The organism is Gluconacetobacter diazotrophicus PA1 5 (assembly GCF_000067045.1).
Lineage (GTDB): Bacteria > Pseudomonadota > Alphaproteobacteria > Acetobacterales > Acetobacteraceae > Gluconacetobacter > Gluconacetobacter diazotrophicus.
On the sequence record NC_010125.1, the window covers coordinates 655,658 to 674,423 of the forward strand.

Annotated in this window: 21 protein-coding genes; 10 read left to right on the forward strand and 11 right to left on the reverse strand. The window is 67.6% G+C overall.

Translation table 11 applies throughout. From position 1 onward, the window contains the following. Positions 1–184: 184 nt before the first annotated feature. From GDI_RS03055 to GDI_RS03065, 3 genes are all read right to left on the reverse strand, one after another. Entirely contained in the window at positions 185–394 is a 210-nt protein-coding gene (locus GDI_RS03055; RefSeq protein ID WP_012223213.1) for a hypothetical protein, read from the reverse strand. Between the two features lie 81 nt (positions 395–475). Continuing rightward, entirely contained in the window at positions 476–2,935 is a 2,460-nt protein-coding gene (locus GDI_RS03060) for an efflux RND transporter permease subunit (protein WP_012223214.1), read from the reverse strand. A gap of 274 nt (positions 2,936–3,209) precedes the next feature. Next, complete coding sequence (locus tag GDI_RS03065) at positions 3,210–3,725, reverse strand: hypothetical protein (protein WP_012553736.1); 516 nt, start codon at positions 3,723–3,725, stop codon at positions 3,210–3,212. Positions 3,726–3,828: 103 nt separating this feature from the next. Here GDI_RS03065 and GDI_RS03070 point away from each other — a divergent pair, with 103 nt between their 5' ends. From GDI_RS03070 to GDI_RS03080, 3 genes are read left to right on the forward strand one after another with little or no spacing between them, the layout of a single operon-like run. Continuing rightward, the gene (locus GDI_RS03070) at positions 3,829–4,170 is read left to right on the forward strand and encodes a cupredoxin domain-containing protein (RefSeq protein WP_012553735.1); all 342 of its coding nucleotides are present in this window, start codon (positions 3,829–3,831) and stop codon (positions 4,168–4,170) included. 1 nt (position 4,171) lies between these two features. After that, positions 4,172–4,987, forward strand: a complete 816-nt coding sequence (locus tag GDI_RS03075) for an FTR1 family iron permease (protein ID WP_012223217.1) — start codon at positions 4,172–4,174, stop codon at positions 4,985–4,987. Between the two features lie 19 nt (positions 4,988–5,006). Beyond that, positions 5,007–5,528 carry an iron transporter gene (locus tag GDI_RS03080; RefSeq protein WP_012553733.1) on the forward strand — a complete coding sequence of 174 codons (522 nt, stop codon included), beginning with the start codon at positions 5,007–5,009 and terminating at the stop codon, positions 5,526–5,528. A gap of 12 nt (positions 5,529–5,540) precedes the next feature. Here the strand turns inward: GDI_RS03080 and GDI_RS03085 are convergent, their stop codons facing one another. Together GDI_RS03085 and mntR are read right to left on the reverse strand one after the other, a co-directional pair. After that, positions 5,541–6,113, reverse strand: a complete 573-nt coding sequence (locus GDI_RS03085) for a hypothetical protein (protein WP_012223219.1) — start codon at positions 6,111–6,113, stop codon at positions 5,541–5,543. 64 nt (positions 6,114–6,177) lie between these two features. Next, positions 6,178–6,690 (reverse strand): manganese-binding transcriptional regulator MntR, encoded by a 513-nt coding sequence (gene mntR / locus GDI_RS03090; protein WP_012223220.1) that lies wholly within the window; start codon positions 6,688–6,690, stop codon positions 6,178–6,180. A 233-nt stretch (positions 6,691–6,923) separates the two neighbouring features. On the opposite strand from mntR, the gene GDI_RS03095 reads away from it, so the two are divergent. The 3 genes from GDI_RS03095 to bluB are packed head-to-tail and all read left to right on the forward strand — an operon-like array spanning position 6,924 to position 9,866. After that, positions 6,924–8,225, forward strand: a complete 1,302-nt coding sequence (locus GDI_RS03095) for an Nramp family divalent metal transporter (RefSeq protein ID WP_012223221.1) — start codon at positions 6,924–6,926, stop codon at positions 8,223–8,225. 4 nt (positions 8,226–8,229) lie between these two features. Beyond that, positions 8,230–9,216 (forward strand): adenosylcobinamide-phosphate synthase CbiB, encoded by a 987-nt coding sequence (cbiB, locus tag GDI_RS03100; protein WP_012223222.1) that lies wholly within the window; start codon positions 8,230–8,232, stop codon positions 9,214–9,216. Next, on the forward strand, positions 9,216–9,866 hold the full coding sequence (gene bluB, locus GDI_RS03105) for a 5,6-dimethylbenzimidazole synthase (protein WP_041249262.1): 651 nt from the start codon (positions 9,216–9,218) through the stop codon (positions 9,864–9,866). The genes cbiB and bluB overlap by 1 nt, the downstream gene beginning before the upstream one ends. Position 9,867: 1 nt before the next feature. Here the strand turns inward: bluB and GDI_RS03110 are convergent, their stop codons facing one another. Continuing rightward, positions 9,868–10,098 carry a tautomerase family protein gene (locus GDI_RS03110; RefSeq protein WP_012223224.1) on the reverse strand — a complete coding sequence of 77 codons (231 nt, stop codon included), beginning with the start codon at positions 10,096–10,098 and terminating at the stop codon, positions 9,868–9,870. 233 nt (positions 10,099–10,331) lie between these two features. Here GDI_RS03110 and GDI_RS03115 point away from each other — a divergent pair, with 233 nt between their 5' ends. After that, positions 10,332–12,221 (forward strand): N-acyl-D-amino-acid deacylase family protein, encoded by a 1,890-nt coding sequence (locus GDI_RS03115; protein ID WP_012223225.1) that lies wholly within the window; start codon positions 10,332–10,334, stop codon positions 12,219–12,221. A 1-nt stretch (position 12,222) separates the two neighbouring features. Here GDI_RS03115 and GDI_RS03120 read toward each other — a convergent pair whose 3' ends face one another. Beyond that, positions 12,223–13,122, reverse strand: coding sequence for a LysR family transcriptional regulator (locus tag GDI_RS03120; protein WP_012223226.1), 900 nt, complete (start codon positions 13,120–13,122; stop codon positions 12,223–12,225). 113 nt (positions 13,123–13,235) lie between these two features. On the opposite strand from GDI_RS03120, the gene GDI_RS03125 reads away from it, so the two are divergent. The 3 genes from GDI_RS03125 to GDI_RS03135 all read left to right on the forward strand — a co-directional run bounded on the left by GDI_RS03125 (position 13,236) and on the right by GDI_RS03135 (position 15,590). After that, a complete protein-coding gene (locus GDI_RS03125; RefSeq protein ID WP_157870987.1) occupies positions 13,236–14,276 on the forward strand; it encodes a YeiH family protein in 1,041 nt (346 codons plus the stop codon). Positions 14,277–14,344: 68 nt separating this feature from the next. Beyond that, the gene (locus tag GDI_RS03130) at positions 14,345–15,214 is read left to right on the forward strand and encodes a peptidylprolyl isomerase (protein ID WP_231854204.1); all 870 of its coding nucleotides are present in this window, start codon (positions 14,345–14,347) and stop codon (positions 15,212–15,214) included. A gap of 49 nt (positions 15,215–15,263) precedes the next feature. Next, positions 15,264–15,590: a zinc ribbon domain-containing protein YjdM gene (locus GDI_RS03135; protein ID WP_012223229.1), complete on the forward strand. Its 327-nt coding sequence runs from the start codon at positions 15,264–15,266 to the stop codon at positions 15,588–15,590. Here GDI_RS03135 and GDI_RS03140 read toward each other — a convergent pair. The 4 genes from GDI_RS03140 to GDI_RS03155 are packed head-to-tail and all read right to left on the reverse strand — an operon-like array spanning position 15,562 to position 18,765. Then, positions 15,562–16,170 (reverse strand): histidine phosphatase family protein, encoded by a 609-nt coding sequence (locus GDI_RS03140; RefSeq protein ID WP_041249656.1) that lies wholly within the window; start codon positions 16,168–16,170, stop codon positions 15,562–15,564. The genes GDI_RS03135 and GDI_RS03140 overlap by 29 nt on opposite strands. Continuing rightward, positions 16,170–16,928, reverse strand: coding sequence for an ABC transporter ATP-binding protein (locus tag GDI_RS03145; protein ID WP_012223231.1), 759 nt, complete (start codon positions 16,926–16,928; stop codon positions 16,170–16,172). The genes GDI_RS03140 and GDI_RS03145 overlap by 1 nt, the downstream gene beginning before the upstream one ends. Continuing rightward, positions 16,925–17,932, reverse strand: coding sequence for a FecCD family ABC transporter permease (locus tag GDI_RS03150; protein WP_012223232.1), 1,008 nt, complete (start codon positions 17,930–17,932; stop codon positions 16,925–16,927). The genes GDI_RS03145 and GDI_RS03150 overlap by 4 nt, the downstream gene beginning before the upstream one ends. Then, complete coding sequence (locus GDI_RS03155) at positions 17,929–18,765, reverse strand: ABC transporter substrate-binding protein (protein WP_012223233.1); 837 nt, start codon at positions 18,763–18,765, stop codon at positions 17,929–17,931. Before GDI_RS03155 ends, GDI_RS03150 begins: the two co-directional genes overlap by 4 nt. Position 18,766: the final 1 nt, after the last annotated feature.

The window sequence follows — 18,766 nt, forward strand, 5'->3', positions numbered from 1 at the left end:
TCACCAGGGGTGATATAAATATCGTCCACGGATCGCGACGGGCGTGAAGCACGGCACGCATGATTCGTGCCAGACCGGTACGCATCACCGGCACGCATCGCGTGCCCGGCGGGCAGCGGCGCGGGCCGGCCATCCACATGTGCCGTCGCCCGGTATTTCGTCGAATACGGTTTAAAACAACCTGTTACAGGCGTCGGATCACCATGATGATGCCGACCAGCAGGGCCCACAGAACCAGCGATATCACACCACCGATACACACGCCCCGAATGACGCGCTCGGCTGGAACCGGGCCCGTGAAGGGAAAGAGTCGCGCGCGTATCGCCTGGGGGGGAACGGCGTCGTTCGTCTGTGCGTCCGGCCGGGACACGGTGGCCGGGGGATGATCAGTCACGTCTCAACTCCGTTTCGGATCGGGCCGTTGGACGCTGCCCCGAATAGGTCCCCTGGTATTCTATCGCATACACAATAGATATCAATACAGACCCGTATTGGGATGGCCGGGCGGCATGGTCCCGCGCCATGCCGTCACGCGGCGGGCCATCTGTTCCAGGGTCAGGTAGACGATGGGGGTCGTGAACAGGGTCAGGGCCTGGCAGACCGCCAGCCCCCCGATGATGGCCATCAGCGAGAATTGCTGCCCGAATACCCACAGGGCCACCAGGGCGCCGACCCCCGCCGAGGGCAGGGTGGACAGGATGGTCAGGGGGTGCAGGTAGCTTTCGTACAGGATTCCCAGGACCATGTAGACCGCGGCCAGCGCGGCCATGATCAGCAGGGTCTCGCTGCTGGCGGAATTCTGCAGTTGCGCGGCATTGCCGCTGAAGGCGCCATGGATGCTCGGGGGCATCTTCAGGCGCCGGACCTGGGCGTCGACGACCTGGATGGCCCGTCCCAGCGGCACGCCGGTCGGCAGGTTGAACGAAATCGTGGCCGCGACAGCCTGTCCCTCATGATTGACGGCCAGCGCGATGTTCCCCGGCGTGGTCTGGCTGACCACCTGCAGCGGGACCATGGTTTCGGCGCCCGTCGAGACCGCCGAACCGTTCGATGCCGAATGGTCGCCCGCCAGCGTGTTGGCGATCTGGTTGGTGAAGGACGCGGCACTCTGCGCCGCGGCCGTGGTGGCCGTGGTGGCCGTCGCCAGCGGCACGCGGATGGTGTTCGCCTGGGTGCCCCCCTGCGCCGTGCCGCCCGCGACACTAACCCACACCTGGCGGAGCGAGGCTGGGTCCTGCCAGAAACGGGGCGCGGCCTCCATCACCACGCGATACTGGTGCAAATGATTGTAGATGATCGAGGCCGGGCGCTGGCCGTAGGCATCATACAATGTGTTGGCGATCAATTGCGGCGTCAGTTGCGTGCGGGCCCCCGTGTCGCGGTCGATCGCGACATCCAGCGCCAGGTCGCCCAGCAGCACGTCGGACGACACGTCCGCCAGTTCCGGCTGCGCGGACAGGGCGGTGACCAGCTTCTGCGTCCAGTCGTACAGCGCGGCCGTGTCGTTGCCCTGCAAGGTATATTGATACCCAGCGTTGCTGGGCCGCGCGCCGACGCGGATCGCGCTGCGCAGCAGCGCGTGAGAACCGTGCCCCGGCATGAAATGCGACCGGCGGTTGAGATTCCCGATGGTGGTCGAAGGCGGATGGCCGCGCTTCGACTTGTCGGGCAGGACGATGAACAGGTTCCCCTGGTTCGACGACCCGCGCCGCGCAGCGCGGCCTCGAAGGGGGGGATCGCCCTTCTCCACGTGGCGGGTGACGTTTTCCAGCACCACGATGGCATCATCGACAACGAAGCCGGTGGAAATCGTCAGGGCCATCAGCGACATGTTGTCCAGCGAATAGCCCAGCAGGCTGATCACCCCCAGCGTGCCCAGGAACAGCAGCACCGTCAGCACCACCAGCACCACCGACAGGACCAGCGTCATGCGCGTGTCGGCCAGCGACGCGCGGATGGTCATCGACCGGTCCATGAAGGTCTGCATCCGGATCGCCGCCGGCAGGCCGGCCTCCAGTTGCGGCATCTCGGCATGGATCTGGTCCAGGGCCTGCACGATATTGCCGCCGGCCTGCATGAAGACCTGCACCACGATGGCCGGCTTGCGGTTGTAATATCCCGCATTGCGCACGTCCTCGACCCCGTCCACCACCTGCGCCACGTCGGTCAGGCGTACGGCGCGGCCGTTGCGATAGGCGATGACCAGGTCGCGATAGGCCTGGGCGTCGCGGGCCTGGTCGTTGGTCTCCAGCGTCAGGCGCTGCCCGTCCTGGTCGATGAAGCCCTTGGGCGTATAGGCGTTGGCCGAGGCGAGGGCGGCGCGGATGTCCTCGAACCCGATCCCGAACTTGTACAGCGCCTGCGGATCGATCTCGACCCGCACGGCGGGCAGCGCGCTGCCGCTGAGCTGCACCAGCCCCACGCCCCGGACCTGCGACAGGCGCGGCAGGATCAGGCTCGACGCCTGGTCGTAGACCTGCGGCAGCGGCATGGTGTCGGATGTCAGCGCCAGCAGCAGGGCAGGCGGGTCGTTCGGGTTCGCCTTGGAATATTGCGGGTTCTGCCGCAGCGTCGTCGGCAGGTCGGCGCGCGCGGCCTGGATCGCGGCCTCGACATCGCGGGCCGCGCCGTTGACGTCGCGCGACAGCGCGAACTGCAGGGTCAGCCGGACCGGGCCTGTGCTGGATTGCGACGTCATTTCCTCCAGGCCCGCGATTTCGCCCAGATGGCGTTCCAGCGGTGCGGCGACCGAACTGGCCATCTGTTCGGGCGAGCCGCCGGGTTCCTGCGCCTGGACCTGGATCACCGGAAAATCGATGTTCGGCAGGTCGGCGACCGGCAGGGTCAGATAGCCGACGACGCCGCACAGGACGCAGGCCAGCGTCAGCAGCGTCGTCGCCACCGGCCGGCGGATAAAGAGGCCCGTCACCGACATGTGCGGTTTCCCTGCCCCGGGAAGGCCATCCGGCGCCGGGGGGCCGGACGCGGGTACTGCACCGTCATGTTGCCCATGGCCGCATGGTCCGCAAGGGCGCCACGTCCGTCCAGGGAAAGCGGCCTAAAATATTCCCAACACGAATGCGCGGCGGGGGATGTCATGCGGGCGCACGCCCGCTTGATCCGGAACCGTCATGACCGTAGGGCGGGGGCGTGATGACCCTTCGGCGATGCTATCTTCTGCCGTGCGTGCTGGGCGCGGCCCTGCCGCTTTACCGCAGGAAGACCTTGGGCACGCCCTCGCTGTTCAGGCACGACAGGACGATCACCCCGGTCCACAGCAGCAGGGACGCCACCGCCACGACCCGCGAGCGCGGCAGCCCGGCCGGCCGCCCCCCCATCGACGGCTGGTAGATCCGGCGATGGACCAGGGCCACCAGCCCCAGCGCCAGCGCGATCAGCAGCAATTTGGGCGACAGGTAGCCGCGGCTGCCGATGCGGACCGGGTCGTAGAAGAACAGCGCCACCCCACTGACCATCGCCACGCCGAACATCCAGTGGACCCATGGCATGATCAGCCGGGATACCGCGCCCAGCGTGGCCTGTCCGTTGCGGCGGAACAGGGCGAAGTCGAAGATCATCTCTATGCCGAAGAAGCCGGACATGCTCAGGATGTGGACGATCCGGACCAGATAATGCACCGGCTGCATCCAGTAATGGTACATCCGGCTGTCGAGTGCCGTCAGCACGGAGTAGGGCAGGCGCATGAAGGCAAAGGGATGATACATCGGTGTCTTCCGAATGGACGAATCTGTTCCGCATAGCATGTTGAGTTGACAATGCGAACCAGTCGCGTTAGCCGCAGATCATATTTTCCCGATGGATCCGCCCATGCGTGCCGTGCCGTCCCTGATCCTGCCGCTGTGCCTGTTCGTATGCCTGGCCCGGCCGGCGGCGGCGCAGGACCCGTACCGCCTGGTCCTGAAGGACCATCATTTCACGCCGGACCATCTGGACGTTCCCGCCGGCCAGCGATTCCTGATCACCCTGTCCAACCAGGACGACACGGTGGACGAATTCGAAAGCTACGACATGAAGTTCGAGAAGATCGTCGTCCAGGGCGGCACGATCACGGTTCATGCCGGCCCGCTGCATCCCGGGACCTACAAGTTCTTCGACGACTACCACCCGGACAGTGCCGTGGGTACCGTCACGGCGCAAGAGGGACACTGACATGCTGGGCAGTCTGCTGATCGTCTTTCGCGAGGTGATGGAAGCCGGGCTGATCGTCGGCATCGTGCTGGCCGCCACGCGCGGGATCGCCGGGCGCGGGCTGTGGGTGGCGGGCGGCATCGGGGCGGGCGTGCTGGGGGCGGCCGTCGTCGCCGCGTTCGCCGGGGCGCTGTCGCAGTCGCTGTCCGGCAACGGGCAGGATGTGTTCTCGGCGTCGATCCTCTGCCTGGCGGTGCTGATGCTGGGCTGGCACATCGTGTGGATGGCGCGGCACGGGCGCGAAATGGCGCGCGACATGCAGGCGGTCGGCGCGGCGGTGGCCCGCGGCACGCGCTCGCTGCCGGCGCTGGCGGTCGTCGTGGCCGTGGCGGTCCTGCGCGAGGGGGTGGAGGTCGTGCTGTTCCTGTACGGGATCGCGGTTTCCACCGGGGCGGGCCTGGTGCCGATGCTGACCGGCGGCCTGCTGGGCGTGGCCGGCGGCTGCGCCCTGTCCTGGGCGCTGTATCGGGGGCTGGTGGTGATTCCGCTGCGGCACCTGTTCAGCGTCACCGGCTGGCTGGTGTCGATTCTGGCCGCCGGCATGGCCAGCCAGGCCGCCGCCCTGCTGGCGAATGACGACCTGATTCCGGCCATGGGCTACGATATCTGGGATTCGTCATGGCTGTTGTCCGACGGCAGCATGGCGGGGCGTGCCGCCAAGGCGCTGATGGGCTACTCGGATCGTCCGACCGGCGTGCAGATCGTGGCATGGCTGGTGACTTTGCTGGTACTGGTCGTGGCGGGGCACAGGATGCGCCGCCAGCCTGCCCGTGCGTGACCGTTCAGGAATGGAAAAGATGACTGCCAGATTTCTTGCCGCTTCCGCCCTTGCCGTCACGTTGCTGGGGGTGGCCGCGCCCGCCCTGGCGCGGGAATATCCGATCGGCGGCCCGGTCTATGCCCATGACATGGAAATCGCCGCCAATTACCTGGTGGGGATCGAGGTCGCGCCGATGATGGCGGGCATGCCCACCGGGCCCGATTCCATTCACCTGGAAACCGACATCCACGCGACGGCCGACAATGTCTGGGGCTTCCCCGACGGGGGCTGGGTGCCGTACCTGACCGTCACCTACACGCTGACGCGGGCCGGCAGCCCTTGGAAGCAAACGGGCACGCTGCACGCCATGACCGCCAAGGACGGCCCGCATTATGCCGACAACGTCCGCATGGACGGCCCCGGCACCTATACGGTCGTCTTCCGCTACGGCTCGCCGGAGGCGAACGGCTTCATGCACCACGTGGACCAGGAAACCGGCACCCCGGGATTCTGGGCCCCGTTCGCCGAATCCTTTACCTTCGCCTACCCCCAGAAATAGGACCCGGCTGCCCTAGCCGGGGGTGGCGCCCCGGGCGGGGCCCGAGAGATGCAGCGTGATGCGCATCGCCTCGGCGGCCAGGCGGGCGCCGCGGGTCGTGGTGGCCAGGTCGATATCGACCAGGTTGTTGTTTTCCAGCAGCTTGCCGCCGCGTCCCAGGCCCATCGTCGCTTCGCCCTGCACGGCCCAGTAGGTGCCCTCGAAATCCCGCAGCCGCGTCAGGTTGCGCACGGTTCCGTGGCCCTCGATGTGCGAGAAGCCCACCCCGACCAAGCCGCCGCCCTTCAGGGTGAAATCATAGGTCTGGCCACCATAGACCAGGCGTCCCGTCCCCCAGGCATAACCCGCGCCGACATCGATCTCCTTCATCGAGAACGTGATCTGCCCGGTGGCGGCTGCCGCGGCCGCCTCGTTCGGGGTCATGCGCGCGGGCGCCGTGGCCATGGCGGGAATCGCGCCCGGAACGGTGGTGGACGGCGGCGCGGCCCGGGCCGGCGCATCAGCCGCGAGAACGCCCCAGATCGCGGCAACGGGGGCCACGGCAAGGGCCCCCAGCGTCAATCTGGCGGACAGGATCTGCTTCACTTCATCCTCCTTGACGCATGCCTGGCTGGCCCGTCGTCCCTACTCAAGCCCGGCGCGACGGATTTTACAACGTGCCAGTTGGCGGCGTGGGGTCCCGTGATGCGGTACGGTGCAGGAATCCGGCCAGTCCGGCATCGATGGCGCGCTGGAAAGCCGCCAGAGTTTCGGCGCCGACATAATGTTCCATGCCCTCGGCATCGATGCGCGCGGTGTCGGCACTGATCCCCAGCGCGCGCAGGAACGCCTCGACCACGCGGTGGCGGGCGCGGCTGTCCTCGGCCATCTTCTGCCCGGACTCGGTCAGGAAGATGCCGCGATAGGGACGGCGCGTCACCAGCCCGTCGCCGGTCAGCCGGCGCAGCATCTTGGCGACGGTCGGCTGCGACACCCCCAGCCGGCAGGCGATATCGACCTGCCTCGTCTCACGCCCCTCGGCCAGCAGGTCGTCGATCAGTTCGACATAATCCTCGACCAGCGCCGTGCGCCGTGCCTCGCGCGCCTGGCGGAAGCCTTCGGACTGGATGTCGGGATCAGGCATGGGCGCGACCGGCCTGCGCGCCGCGCGTGCGTTCTTCACCTGCCGGAACTCCCCATCTGCTCGTCATCGCGCCCGCAGGCGCCGGACCTGCTTCAGCAGGACATCTATACCGCAACCGCACCGGCCTCAATTCCGGTCCGGGGCGACGGGCGGGCATGCAAACCGACGTGAGCATATACCAAATGGCCTGCGCCACATCATATAGCTTATTGCATATTCTCATCCTCCGCCCCTACGCTGGACGGGCTTCCTCCCCCTTGGTGTGCCGCCCGATGCCCGATCCATTCGCCAGCCTGGCCGAAGCCCATGCCTCGGTCCACGTTCCGCCCGGCGCCACCGGCTGGCGGCGGCTGATGGCCTTCGCCGGGCCGGGATACATGGTATCGGTCGGCTATATGGACCCGGGCAACTGGGCCACGGACCTGGCGGGCGGGTCGGCGTTCGGATACCGGCTGCTGTCGGTCATCATGCTGTCGAACCTGATGGCCATCCTGCTGCAGGCCCTGTCGGCCCGGCTGGGGATCGCCACCGGGCGGGACCTGGCGCAGGCGTGCCGCGACCGGTTCCCGATGCCGGTCACCATCGCGCTCTGGCTGGCGTGCGAGGCCGCGATCATCGCCTGCGACCTGGCGGAGGTCATCGGCACCGCGATCGCGCTGCAATTGCTGTTCGGCCTCCCGCTGCTGCCGGGCGCCATCCTCACCGGCCTGGACGCCGCCCTGGTGCTGATGCTGATGAACCGCGGATTCCGCGTGCTGGAGGCCTTCGTGATCGGCCTGCTGGTCATCATCGCCGCGTGCTTCCTGGTCCAGATCCTCGCGGCGGCCCCGCCCGTGGCGGCGGTCCTGCGTGGCCTGGTTCCGACGCCCGCCCTGCTGACCGACCCGGCCATGCTGTATGTCGCCATCGGCATCATCGGGGCGACGGTCATGCCGCATAACCTGTACCTCCATTCCTCGATCGTGCAGACGCGGGCCTATGACCGGTCCGAGGCCGGGCGCCGCGACGCGATCCGCTGGGCCACCTGGGACAGCACGCTGGCGCTGATGATGGCGCTTTTCATCAATGCCGCGATCCTGATCGTCGCCAGTGCCGCCTTCCATGGCAGCGGGCATCGCGACGTGGCCGATATCGGGCAGGCCTATCGCCTGATCTCGCCGCTGCTGGGGCTGGGCGTGGCCTCGACGCTGTTCGCCGTGGCGCTGCTGGCGGCGGGGATGAATTCGACCGTCACCGGCACCCTGGCCGGCCAGATCGTGATGGAGGGATTCCTGCATGTGCGCCTGCCGCACTGGGCGCGGCGGCTGCTGACCCGGGGACTGGCCATCGTGCCGGTGGTGGTGGTCACGGCGCTGTACGGCGCGGCGGGCACGAACCGGCTGCTGGTGTTCAGCCAGGTGGTGCTGTCGATGCAATTGCCCTTCGCCGTCATTCCGCTGGTCTGGTTCGTCGCCGATCGGCGGATGATGGGCTCCTTCGCCATCTCGCGCGGGTTCGCGGCCCTGTCATGGCTGGTCGCCCTGGTCATCCTGGCGCTGAACGGCAAGCTGCTGTGGGACATGGCGACGGGCTGATCCGATGCCGGATGCTTCCTTGTCCGCGACGCTCAGCGTGGCCGCGCTGGCGGCGGTGATCGAATGGCGCGTCGGCTATCCCGCCCCGGTCTTCGCATGGATCGGCCACCCGGTGATGTGGATCGGCGCGCTGATCGGCCGGCTGGACCGCCTGGGCAATCGGCCCGGCTGGTCGTCGCCCGGCTGCCGGGCGGCGGGGTTCGCGGCCCTGGCGATCGTGGTCGCGGTGCCGGTCGGCCTGGCCTGTGGGGCGGTATGGCTGATGGACCGCGTGCTGCCGCGCGGCCTTGCGATCCTGCTGCAGGCGGTGGCCGCCGGCACCCTGGTCGCCCAGCGCTCGCTGCACGACCATGTGGCCGACGTGGGCACGGGGTTGCGCGGGGGCGGGCTGGCGGGTGGCCGGGCGGCGGTGGGACGCATCGTGGGGCGCGACACGGCGGGGCTGGACCGCGCGGGCATCGTGCGGGCCGCGATCGAAAGCCTGGCGGAAAATTTCTCGGACGGCGTGGTGGCGCCGCTGCTCTGGACGGCGCTGCTGGGCCTGCCGGGCGCGGTCTTCTACAAGGCCGTCAATACCGCCGACAGCATGATCGGGCACCTGACGCCCCGCCACGCCGCCTTCGGCTTCGCCGCCGCGCGGCTGGACGACGGGATCAACCTGCCGGCTTCGCGCCTGTCGGCGCTGTGGATTTTCCTGGCGGCGCCGCGCGCGCGGCGGGGGGCCGTCTGGCGGGCCCTTCGGGACGACGCGCGGCACCATCGCTCGCCCAATGCCGGCTGGCCCGAAGCCGCGATGGCCGGCGCGCTGGGGCTGCGCCTGGCCGGTCCGCGCCTCTATGGCGGCGTGCGGGTGCAGGATGCCTGGATGGGCGACGGCACGCCGGATGCGGATATCGGCCATCTGGACCGTGCGCTGGTCCTCTATCGCCGGGCCTGCCTGATCGAACGGATCGTCATCGTGGCCCTGGCGGTGTACATAACGGTCCTGTGATGACCGAACCCGATCCCCGCCCCGCGTTTTCCGACGATTTCCGCGCCCAGCTCGACCGCCTGTTCGTCTGGCGGCGCGACGTGCGGCATTTCCGGACCGACCCGGTGGACCCTGCCGTGCTGGACGGCCTGCTGGCCACCGCCTGCCTGGCGCCCTCGGTGGGGCTGAGCGAACCCTGGCGCTTCATGCGGGTCGATTCCCCCGCGCGCCGGGCGGCGGTCCGGGCGGAATTCGCGCGCTGCAACGCCGACGCGCTGGCGGCGCGCACCGAGGAAGATGCCGCCCGCTACGCCACGCTGAAACTGGCCGGGCTGGATCGCGCCCCGCACCATGTCGCGGTCTTCTGCGACGCCGACCCGGCGCAGGGCAGGGGCCTGGGCCGGCTGACGATGCCCCAGACCACGGTCTGGTCCGCCGTCATGGCCGTCCATACGTTCTGGCTGGCCGCCACGGCGGCGGGCCTGGGGGTGGGGTGGGTGTCGATCCTGGACCCGCAGCAGATCGCCCGCATCGTGGATGCCGATCCGCGCTGGACGTTCCTGGCCTATCTCTGCGTCGGCTACGCGCAGGACCCGTCGGACAGTCCCGAACTGGAGCGGCGGGGCTGGGAACGGCGCGACCCCGCGCGGCGGGCCTGGATCGTCCGGTAAATCAAAGCGGATCGTACCCGGGGCGCTTGTACAGCGTGCCCGGGCCGCCGAGGATATCGGGCTTGTAGACCGCCTCGACCCAGTCCTCCGGCGTGATTTCCTCGATGGAGACCGAAACCGCGCGCTCCGCACAGGGCGCGCTGGCCATGACGGCCTGGGCGACGGCTTCCGCGATCGTTTCCTTCTGATGTTCCGACTTTCCCGGCTGAAGCTTGATGATCACATGCGGCATCGGCCTGTTCCTCTCTCTTTTCGTTTGCATCCAAGGTATCGAGTTCGCGGAAATCGTAATATCCGGTCGCCGGAATCCTTCGCGCGATCCTATTGAAACGTCGACGGTATCATTGATTCTGGAACTTGACTGGTCCCGGGTTGTTATAATCAGGCAGGCAGGGCGACAGAGCAGCGATCACATCTGCGATATGCTCGTTATTTTTTATCCGTCGTCCGCTCTCGGAGACAAATATGGCGGATATCGTTTATCGTAATGGCATTCTTTTCGATGGATCCGGAGGTGCTCCCCTGATTTCCGACGTGGCCGTAACCGGTGACAGGATCACCGCGATCGGGCCAGGCCTGGCGACGGACGAAGGGACGACCGAGATTGACTGTCGGGGTCTATGGCTGATGCCGGGGCTGCTCGACATCCACACGCATCTCGACCTGGAGGTCGAACTGTCCCCCGAACTCCCCGAAGTGGTGCGCCATGGTACCACGACGGTCGTGATGGGCAACTGCTCCATCGGGGTGATATACGGCCATCAGCGGCGCGACGGCGAGGACCCGATCGTGGATTGCTTCGCGCGCGTCGAGAACATGCCGAAAACCGTTCTGGGCCGGGTTGCGGATACCTGCACATGGACAGATTCGGCGGGTTATCTCGATCATCTGGAAAGCCTTCCGCTCGGCCCCAATGTGGTGCCGTTGATCCCGCATTCCATGCTTCGGATCGAAGTCATGGGACTGAACCAGTCCGTGGGCCGTCGGCCCACCCGGCAGGAACTTTCCCGCATGGAGCGGCTGCTGGACCTGGGAATGTCCCAGGGCTATGCGGGATTTTCGACCGACGCGCTGCCGTTCCATTTCCTTGCCAACGCGCCGAACAAGAAGAAAAAGATCCCGACGCAATATGCCGGGTTCAAGGAATTGTCCCGGCTTACGTCGGTCGTGCGCCGCTATGGCCGGGTCTGGCAGGCGACACCGTCCAAGGACAATATCCCGGCTGTCGTGCGCAGTTTCCTGCTGACCAGCGGGCGTCTTTACGGCCGGCCGCTCAAGACGACCGTGCTGGCGGCGCTTGACCTGCGGACCAACCGGTCGGCCGTGTCGCTCTGCCTGCTCCTGTCCGCGATCCTGAATTCCAGGCTGCTGGGCGGGGTATTCCGTTTTCAGGCCCTGTCGTCGTCCTTCCGGATCTGGAGTGACGGCGCCATCAACCCGATCGCGGACGAGATTCCGGAATTGAGGGCCCTCAACGAGCTGGAACTCGCCGACCGCCAGGGCCGTGCCCGTATCCTGAACGATCCCGCCTGGATCGAAGCGTTCCGGAAGATGTGGGTGAAGGGAAAAAAGGGCTGGTCGCTGGCCCGGCTGATGCGGCGGCTCCGTCTGGAGGACGTCGTCCTGACCCGGCGGCTGGAAGACATGGTCGTGGCCGAATGCCCGCTTCCCCACTGGGCCGGCGAAACCTTGGCGGCCCCCTGTCGCAGGCTTCGAACCGCCCAGGCATCCAAGGGTCGACGGGGGGCGGCCAATGACGCCGAGGCGGCATTCTTCGCGGGATTTCCAGATCCGATCCAGGATGACGCGGACTTCCTTCTGCATCTTCTGCGGGAATGGGATACGGATTTGCGGTGGGAAACGACCATCGCCAATCGCGATGAAGCGACGGTCAGGAAACTCCTGTTCCACGACCAGACGCTGCCCGGTTTCAACGACAGCGGCGCGCACCTGGCCAATATCGCGTTCTATGACGGCAACCTGCGGACGCTGAAAATGGCGCAGCGGGAGGGGTTGCAGCGGGTTTCCCTGGCCGTCCATCGGCTGACCGGGCTTCCGGCGGAATTCTTCGGGATCAAGGCGGGGCGGGTGCGTGTGGGCGCACAGGCGGATCTCTGCGTCGTCGATCCCGTGGCGCTCCAAAAATGGAATCCGGAAAGCACCTATCACTTCATCGACCGTCGGCAGTTCGGATGCAGGCAGGTCGTCAATCGCCCGCAGGGTGTGGTGCGGAACGTGATGATCGCCGGCAGGATGGCCTGGGCGGATGACCGATATGCGCCCGAGTTCGGCCAGCATGCGTACGGGCGCGTCGTAAGGGCGAAGGACCATGCGCGGGAGTGCGATCCCGTGTGACTCAACCTACCGGGTTCGGCGTTCCCGGCGGCTCCTGGCCGATAAGCTTCAGCAGGGCCTCGGCGGCCGGGCTGCGATAGCGCTCCTTATGTCGCAACCCGTAGAACGACCGCGCGCCCAGCGCCTGCGGCACGGCGTGCACCGTGCCGGCCTGTAACGCCGGGGCCACGACCAGCGAGGACAGGGCCCCGATCCCGGCCCCCGCTTCGATCGCCGTCCGCACGCTTTCGTTGGAGGGCAGGACAAGACTGATGGTCAGGTCTTCGGGTTCGATCCCGAGGTGACGGAGGTGCTGCTCCAGCGTCGAGCGCGTACCCGATCCGGGCTCCCGCATCACCCAGCGGGCGGCCCGTAGCCATGCCCGGTCGACCGTCCGGGGCAGGCACGGATCGGCCTGGATGATGGTCAGGCGATCTTCCCCCAGCGGCCATTGCGCCAGTGCGGGGTCGTCGACGATCGCCTCGACGATGCCCAGTTCGACCTCTCCGTCCCTGACCCTGGCGGCTGCGTCTTCGGTATTGCTGATCGCCAGGTCGATCGTAATCCCTGGATATTGCTTGCGAAACGATACCAGGATGGGGGGCAGCCAATACGCGGCGATGGTCTGGCTGGCCACGACACGCAATGTGCCGCGCTTCAGGCCGCTGAAATCGTCCAGCACGTTTTCGGCCGCCACGGCCCGGGCCAGGACAGCACGGGCCTCGGGCAGGAACAGCCGGCCGGCGTCCGTCAGGCGAATGCCCCGGCCGACACGGTGGAAGAGCTTCACGCCATGCCGTTCTTCCAGCGTCGCGATGGCGGCCGATACGGCGGACTGGGTCACGTTCAGGGCGCGGCTGGCGGCGGTGACGTGTTCCCGTTCCGCGACGGCGATAAAGAGGCGGAGTTGTTCCAGGGTCATGCCCGCCGGATATCACAACCAATCATGATTTCCGATCGGAATCAGAAAAATTATGAGTTGGAGTGATGAGATGGCTGCCTCCTAGTCTTCGTGGCGAAGGAAAGGGCGGTGACATGATGCTTTATTCCGGCGTGTCCTGGCGGCGGCGAGCCAGCCGTTTTCTGGCGTGCCGCATGCCGGGCGTCCTGCTCTGCCTCGCGATATCGGGCCTTGCCTCCCTGCTCGCATGGGCCGAGGGAAGCCTGTTGGGAAAAGCGTGGCTGGAACCCATGAATCTCGCCCTTCTTGTCGGCGTGTGCATCCGGACCGTTTACGAGCCGGGTCGTTTATGGGTTCCGGGCATTCGTTACTGTTCCAGGACCCTTCTCAATATCGCCATAGCTTGCTTGGGTGCGTCCTTCAGCATTGGTGCCGTGCTTTCCGCCGGTCCATGGCTTCTGGCGGGTGTCGCGGGGATCGTGGCGTTCAGCCTGGCCTTTACCTGCTGCGTCGGGCGGGTAGCGGGGCTGCCGGTTTCCCAGACTCTTCTAGTCGCCTGCGGCAATTCCATCTGCGGCAATTCCGCGATCATGGCGGCGGCCCCCGTGATCCATGCCCGGGACGAAGACGTTGGCGCAACCATCGCATTCACGGCGGCCGGCGGCCTTGTGATTGTCCTGGGGCTGCCGCTTCTGGCGCCGGTCCTGAACGTCAGCGATGCCGCGCGCGGCGCCCTCGCGGGCCTGACGGTGTATGCCGTGCCGCAGGTGATCGCGGCCTCCTCGCCCTTCGGCCTGGCGGCCGTCCATATGGGCACCCTCGTCAAACTGATGCGGGTGCTCATGCTCGGTCCCGTCTGCGTCGTTCTGTCGTGGCTCTCCTCCGGGTTCGACGGCGGGCCCCGGCGAAGAACACGGCTGGTCCCCTGGTACATTACCGGCTTCCTGATCATGATGGCCGGCCGATCCTTCGATATGATTCCGCATGGGATCGTCGCCCCCCTCAATGTCGCCGCCACGGTGCTGACCATTCTCGCCATGGCGGCCCTGGGTCTCAGTATCGATCTTCGTTCGGTCATGCGGGCGGGTCAGCCGTTGATCCTGACCGTGGCGCTGTCCCTGTGCGGTCTGGTCGGCGCCAGCGTGATACTGGTCCGGGTCATGCCCGGGGGATGACCGGAGGGGTCTCTTTGCGACGGTTTCCGGCTTGCCGTGCCCCAGTCGCGGCAGGCATGATCGCCGTCATGCGCCGTCTTCTGCCGATCCTCGCCCTGCTGCTGCCGAATGTGGCGATCGCGGCGCCCAGCCCTTCCGAGATCGTGGCCCATGCGCCGGGCACGGCCTGGGCCGACGTGCCGGCGGACCGGCTTCTGGTGATGACGCTGGGCGATGGCGCGCAAATCGTGATCGAACTCGCGCCGCAGTTCGCGCCGGTCCATACCGGCAATATCGTGCATCTGGCGCGCGCGCATGCGTGGGATGGCGGGGCCGTCATCCGTGTGCAGGACAATTACGTCGTGCAATGGGCCCCCCGCGATGAAAAGGCGAAACCGCCCGTGGACTTTGTCGCGCATCCGCCGGCGGAATACGATCGCAACCGCCAGGGAATTGCCATTCGCCCACTCGGTTTTTCCGATCCGTATGCACCGGCCACCGGGTTCGCCGCAGGATGGCCGGTGGGGACGGACGGGAACCGTGTCTGGCTTGCGCACTGCTATGGCATGATCGGTGTGGCGCGCGACATGCCGCCCGATACCGGCGATGGGCAGGAACTGTATGCGGTCAACGGCGAGGCACCGCGCCAGCTTGATCGCAATCTGGCCGTCGTGGGCCGCGTCCTGACGGGCATGGAACATCTGGGCGCATTGCCGCGCGGGACGGCGGCCTTGGGATTTTATGCCGACAAGGCGCAGGATATTGCAATTCGCAGCATCTCGCTTGCCGTTGACCTGCCCCGCGCGCAGCAGCCGCGTCTTCAGGTGATGCGCACCGACGATGCGGCTTTTTCGGCCTATCTGGATGCCCGCGCCAACCGCACGGACCCATTCTTCGTCCAACCGGCGCATGGCGTCACCCTCTGCAATGTTCCGGTGCCGACGCGCCGGAAACCCTGACAGATGCGGGGGGATTGTATGCCGGACGTCGGGGGGGTAAGTCCCGTGCATGAGCATCCCTACGCCCGCCTGCCCGCAATGCACCCTGGACGAGACGCATGTCGAGGGGGCGAACCATGTCTGCGACACCTGCGGGTATGAATGGCCTGTCGACATCGCCGACGCTGCCCCCGCCGCAGAGGTGATACGCGATGCCAACGGCGTGGTCCTTGCCGATGGCGACACGGTGGTGATGATCAAGGACCTCAAGGTAAAGGGTTCCTCCACGACGCTGAAAGTCGGGACCAAGATCAAGAATATCCGCCTGCGGGACGGCGACCACGCGGTCGAGGCCGGCGGCTACATGCTTAAGGCCGAGTTCCTGCGGAAGGCGTGAACGCGCGCGGGTCCAGGGAAAACAGGCGGGCGCTGCCTTGCGGCGGCGCGGGCGCCAGAAGATGCGGCGTTCGCCCGGCCGCCAGCGCGTAGAGCAGCCGCAGCGGCCCGCCATGGGTCAGGACGCAGGCGGCCTGTCCCGCATCGCGCAGGTCGGTCCAGAATGCCGTGACCCGGCGGCGCAGCGCGCCGCCGCTTTCGCCGCCGGGCGGCGCGAAGCCTTCGGGGTCGGCGGCCCATTCATCCAGTGCCGCGCGGTCGAGGGCCGCCCAGGGCGTGCCCTCCCAGGCGCCGAAATCCAGCTCCGCCAGGCGCGGATCGATCCGCAGCGTCTGCCCGGTCGCCCGGGCCAGCCGCTCGGCGACCAGCCGGCATCGCGTGGCGGGCGCGCTGTGGATCATGCGGATCGCGGCACCCCGGGCCAGCACGGCCAGGCCGTTGGCCCGCGCTTCCCATCCCGGCAGCAACCCGACATCCAGCCGGCCGTAGCACAGGCCGGCCGCGACCTGGACCGGGGGGTGGCGCACCAGCAGGACGGAAGCGGCAGCCGTCACGGTCGCGATGCCTGATTCCGTGGGCATCAGCGGCACAATGCCCACGGGATCACGGCATTTTCGATCCGCTTGACCGTCACGCCATAGACGGACCCCATGATGGTATCCTGCAGGACCTGTTCGGGCAGGCCATGCCGGACGACACGGCCCTGGTGCATCAGCACCAGTTCATCACAGAACCGGGCCGCCAGGGCCAGGTCGTGCAACACGACGACGATCCCCTTGCCCTGGGCCGCCAGAACGCGAAACAACTGCATCATCGACAGGGCATGGGCGGGATCGAGGGCCGCGATGGGTTCGTCCGCCAGGATGACCGGCGTGCTGGTGGCCAGCGCGCGGGCCAGGTTCATCCGCGCCCGTTCGCCGCCCGACAGGTGGCTGGCCGGACGATTCTGCAGTTCCAGCATGTCGGTCGCGGCCAGCGCGTCCTCCACGGCCGGATGGCCGGCCGCCCGTTCGCCCGCCTGTCCGTGCGGCAGGCGCCCCAGGGCCACCAGCGCCCGTACCGGCATGGGGGGCGGTTTCTGCCCGTCCTGCGGGATGAAGGCCACCTGCCGGGCGCGCATCTCCGCCCCGATCCGGCCGATATCGCGATCCTGCAGCCGGACATGACCGTAATCGGGCTTCAGCAGCCCCGCCAGCATGCGCAGGGCGGTACTTTTTCCCGCGCCGTTGGGGCCGATCAGGCCCATGACGCGCCCGGCCTCCAATGTCAGGGATGCCGCATCGACGACCTTGCGACCGCCGCGCGTCAACGAGATATCCTGTGCCTGCATCAGGATCATGACGCCGTCCTCTTCAGCATGATGACCCGGGCGAAGAAAACCGGCGCGCCGACCAGCGCCGTCAGCACGCCCAGTTGCAGTTCCGGTCCCACCGTCACCAGGCGCACCACCATATCCGCCAGCAGAAGCAGGCAGCTTCCCCCCAGCAGGGACGGCAGCAGCAGGCGCGACGGCTGGTAGCCCGTCAGGGACCGCAGGAGATGCGGCACGACCAGGCCGACAAACCCGATTGCCCCCGAAACGGCGACGCAGGACCCGACCGCCAGCGCGCATCCCAGCACGATCCGCGTCTGGACGCCCCGCAGCCCGAACAGCCGGAAGCCGAGGCTTTCCGCCACATCCTCGCCCAGCGTCAGCGCATCCAGCGCGCGTCCGGCCGACAGCATCAGCAGGGTGCCGCAGATCGCGCCCGGCAGGCTGATCCAGACATGCGTGAACGTCCGGTCCGTCAGCGATCCCATGACCCAGTGCATGATTTCGAACGAGGCATAGGGGCTGGGCACCAGATTCAGCGTCAGGGCCGTCAGGGCGGCGGCAAAGCTGCTGAGCGCCGCACCGGCCAGCAGCAGGACCAGCGCGCCGCTGCGCCCGACCAGCCCCATCAATATCGCGGTGGCGCACAGCGCGCCGGCCAGTCCGCCCAGCGGAAGGATGGCCACGGAGACCTGCATCAATCCCGTATAAAAGACGATGACGGCCCCCAGCGCCGCCCCGCCCGACACGCCAAGGATGCCCGGATCGGCCAGCGGGTTGCGCAGGTAGCCCTGCAGCACGGCGCCGGACAATCCCAGGACGCCCCCCACCACGACGGCCAGCAGGGTGCGGGGCAGGCGCAACTGGCCGACGATGATCGCGCCCGCCGTATGCCGGCCCGCCGCCATGTCCCTCAGCGCGGTGAGGAAGGACAGCCGCGTCTCGCCCCACATCAGCGAGGCGCAGGACAGGCCCACCACCGCCACGGCCAGCAGGACGTTGAGCCAGAGGATCTTCCGGGCGGACGTCACGGCGATGGTCCAAGGTCCTGGCGCGCGGCACGCAGCATGGCGATACTGTCCAATGTCTGTGGCAGGCCACACAGCCACAGGCGCGCGGGCAGGTCCAGATGGTGACGTCCCGCGAAAGCCTGCTGCAAGGCCGGATGGTCCAGCAGGGCCTGCGCCAGCGAATGGCCCTGGCCGGAACGATCCAGAATCAGCAGGTCGGGCGGATGGGCGATCAGCACTTCCATGGGCAGGCGGGGCGATGGCGCCAGGCCCATGGTGGTCGCATAGTTCCGAAAACCGGCATGGGCCAGCACGTCGTCCGGCAGCGATCCGCCGTGCATGACAAAGCCGTTCGCGGCATAAATGGCGGCGGTGGGATCATCGGGCCGGCGGTCCGCCGAAAGGGACGCAAGGCGGACGACGAAGGCATCGGCAAGCGCCCGCCCGCGCTCCGGCGCCCCGACCGCATTCGCCACCGTCATGATCTGGGCGGGAATATCCGCCAGCGCCTTGACGGGGGGAAAGGCAATGACCCGGGCCCCTTCCTCCCGCGCCGCCTGCATGGCGACCGCCGCCGTATAGACGCCCCCCAGCACCACGTCGGGGCGGGCCGAGACGATATTTTCCGCCGTCGGCCGCATGACGGGGGCATGGCGGGCCTGTTCGCACAGAACGGAACTCCAGCAGTCCCGCGCAATCGGGCTCAGCCCGACGATCTGCTCCGGTTCGGCCAGCATCAGGACAAGCTGGTCCGTGCAGAGGTTCAGGGACGCCACCCGGGGCAACGGCCGGCCCTGGCCCGCGCTGGTCCATGCCAGCAAACCCGCCACCATGCCCCAGAGCGCCCGTTTCATG

Bases quoted from the DNA above. Each gene is read 5' to 3' on its own strand.
- GDI_RS03060 (WP_012223214.1), bottom strand. From the start codon at position 2,935: ATGTCGGTGACGGGCCTCTTTATCCGCCGGCCGGTGGCGACGACGCTG.
- GDI_RS03065 (WP_012553736.1), bottom strand. From the start codon at position 3,725: ATGTATCATCCCTTTGCCTTCATGCGCCTGCCCTACTCCGTGCTGACG.
- GDI_RS03070 (WP_012553735.1), top strand. From the start codon at position 3,829: ATGCGTGCCGTGCCGTCCCTGATCCTGCCGCTGTGCCTGTTCGTATGC.
- GDI_RS03075 (WP_012223217.1), top strand. From the start codon at position 4,172: ATGCTGGGCAGTCTGCTGATCGTCTTTCGCGAGGTGATGGAAGCCGGG.
- GDI_RS03080 (WP_012553733.1), top strand. From the start codon at position 5,007: ATGACTGCCAGATTTCTTGCCGCTTCCGCCCTTGCCGTCACGTTGCTG.
- GDI_RS03095 (WP_012223221.1), top strand. From the start codon at position 6,924: ATGCCCGATCCATTCGCCAGCCTGGCCGAAGCCCATGCCTCGGTCCAC.
- cbiB (WP_012223222.1), top strand. From the start codon at position 8,230: ATGCCGGATGCTTCCTTGTCCGCGACGCTCAGCGTGGCCGCGCTGGCG.
- bluB (WP_041249262.1), top strand. From the start codon at position 9,216: ATGACCGAACCCGATCCCCGCCCCGCGTTTTCCGACGATTTCCGCGCC.
- GDI_RS03110 (WP_012223224.1), bottom strand. From the start codon at position 10,098: ATGCCGCATGTGATCATCAAGCTTCAGCCGGGAAAGTCGGAACATCAG.
- GDI_RS03115 (WP_012223225.1), top strand. From the start codon at position 10,332: ATGGCGGATATCGTTTATCGTAATGGCATTCTTTTCGATGGATCCGGA.
- GDI_RS03120 (WP_012223226.1), bottom strand. From the start codon at position 13,122: ATGACCCTGGAACAACTCCGCCTCTTTATCGCCGTCGCGGAACGGGAA.
- GDI_RS03125 (WP_157870987.1), top strand. From the start codon at position 13,236: ATGATGCTTTATTCCGGCGTGTCCTGGCGGCGGCGAGCCAGCCGTTTT.
- GDI_RS03130 (WP_231854204.1), top strand. From the start codon at position 14,345: ATGCGCCGTCTTCTGCCGATCCTCGCCCTGCTGCTGCCGAATGTGGCG.
- GDI_RS03135 (WP_012223229.1), top strand. From the start codon at position 15,264: ATGAGCATCCCTACGCCCGCCTGCCCGCAATGCACCCTGGACGAGACG.
- GDI_RS03140 (WP_041249656.1), bottom strand. From the start codon at position 16,170: ATGCCCACGGAATCAGGCATCGCGACCGTGACGGCTGCCGCTTCCGTC.
- GDI_RS03145 (WP_012223231.1), bottom strand. From the start codon at position 16,928: ATGATCCTGATGCAGGCACAGGATATCTCGTTGACGCGCGGCGGTCGC.
- GDI_RS03155 (WP_012223233.1), bottom strand. From the start codon at position 18,765: ATGAAACGGGCGCTCTGGGGCATGGTGGCGGGTTTGCTGGCATGGACC.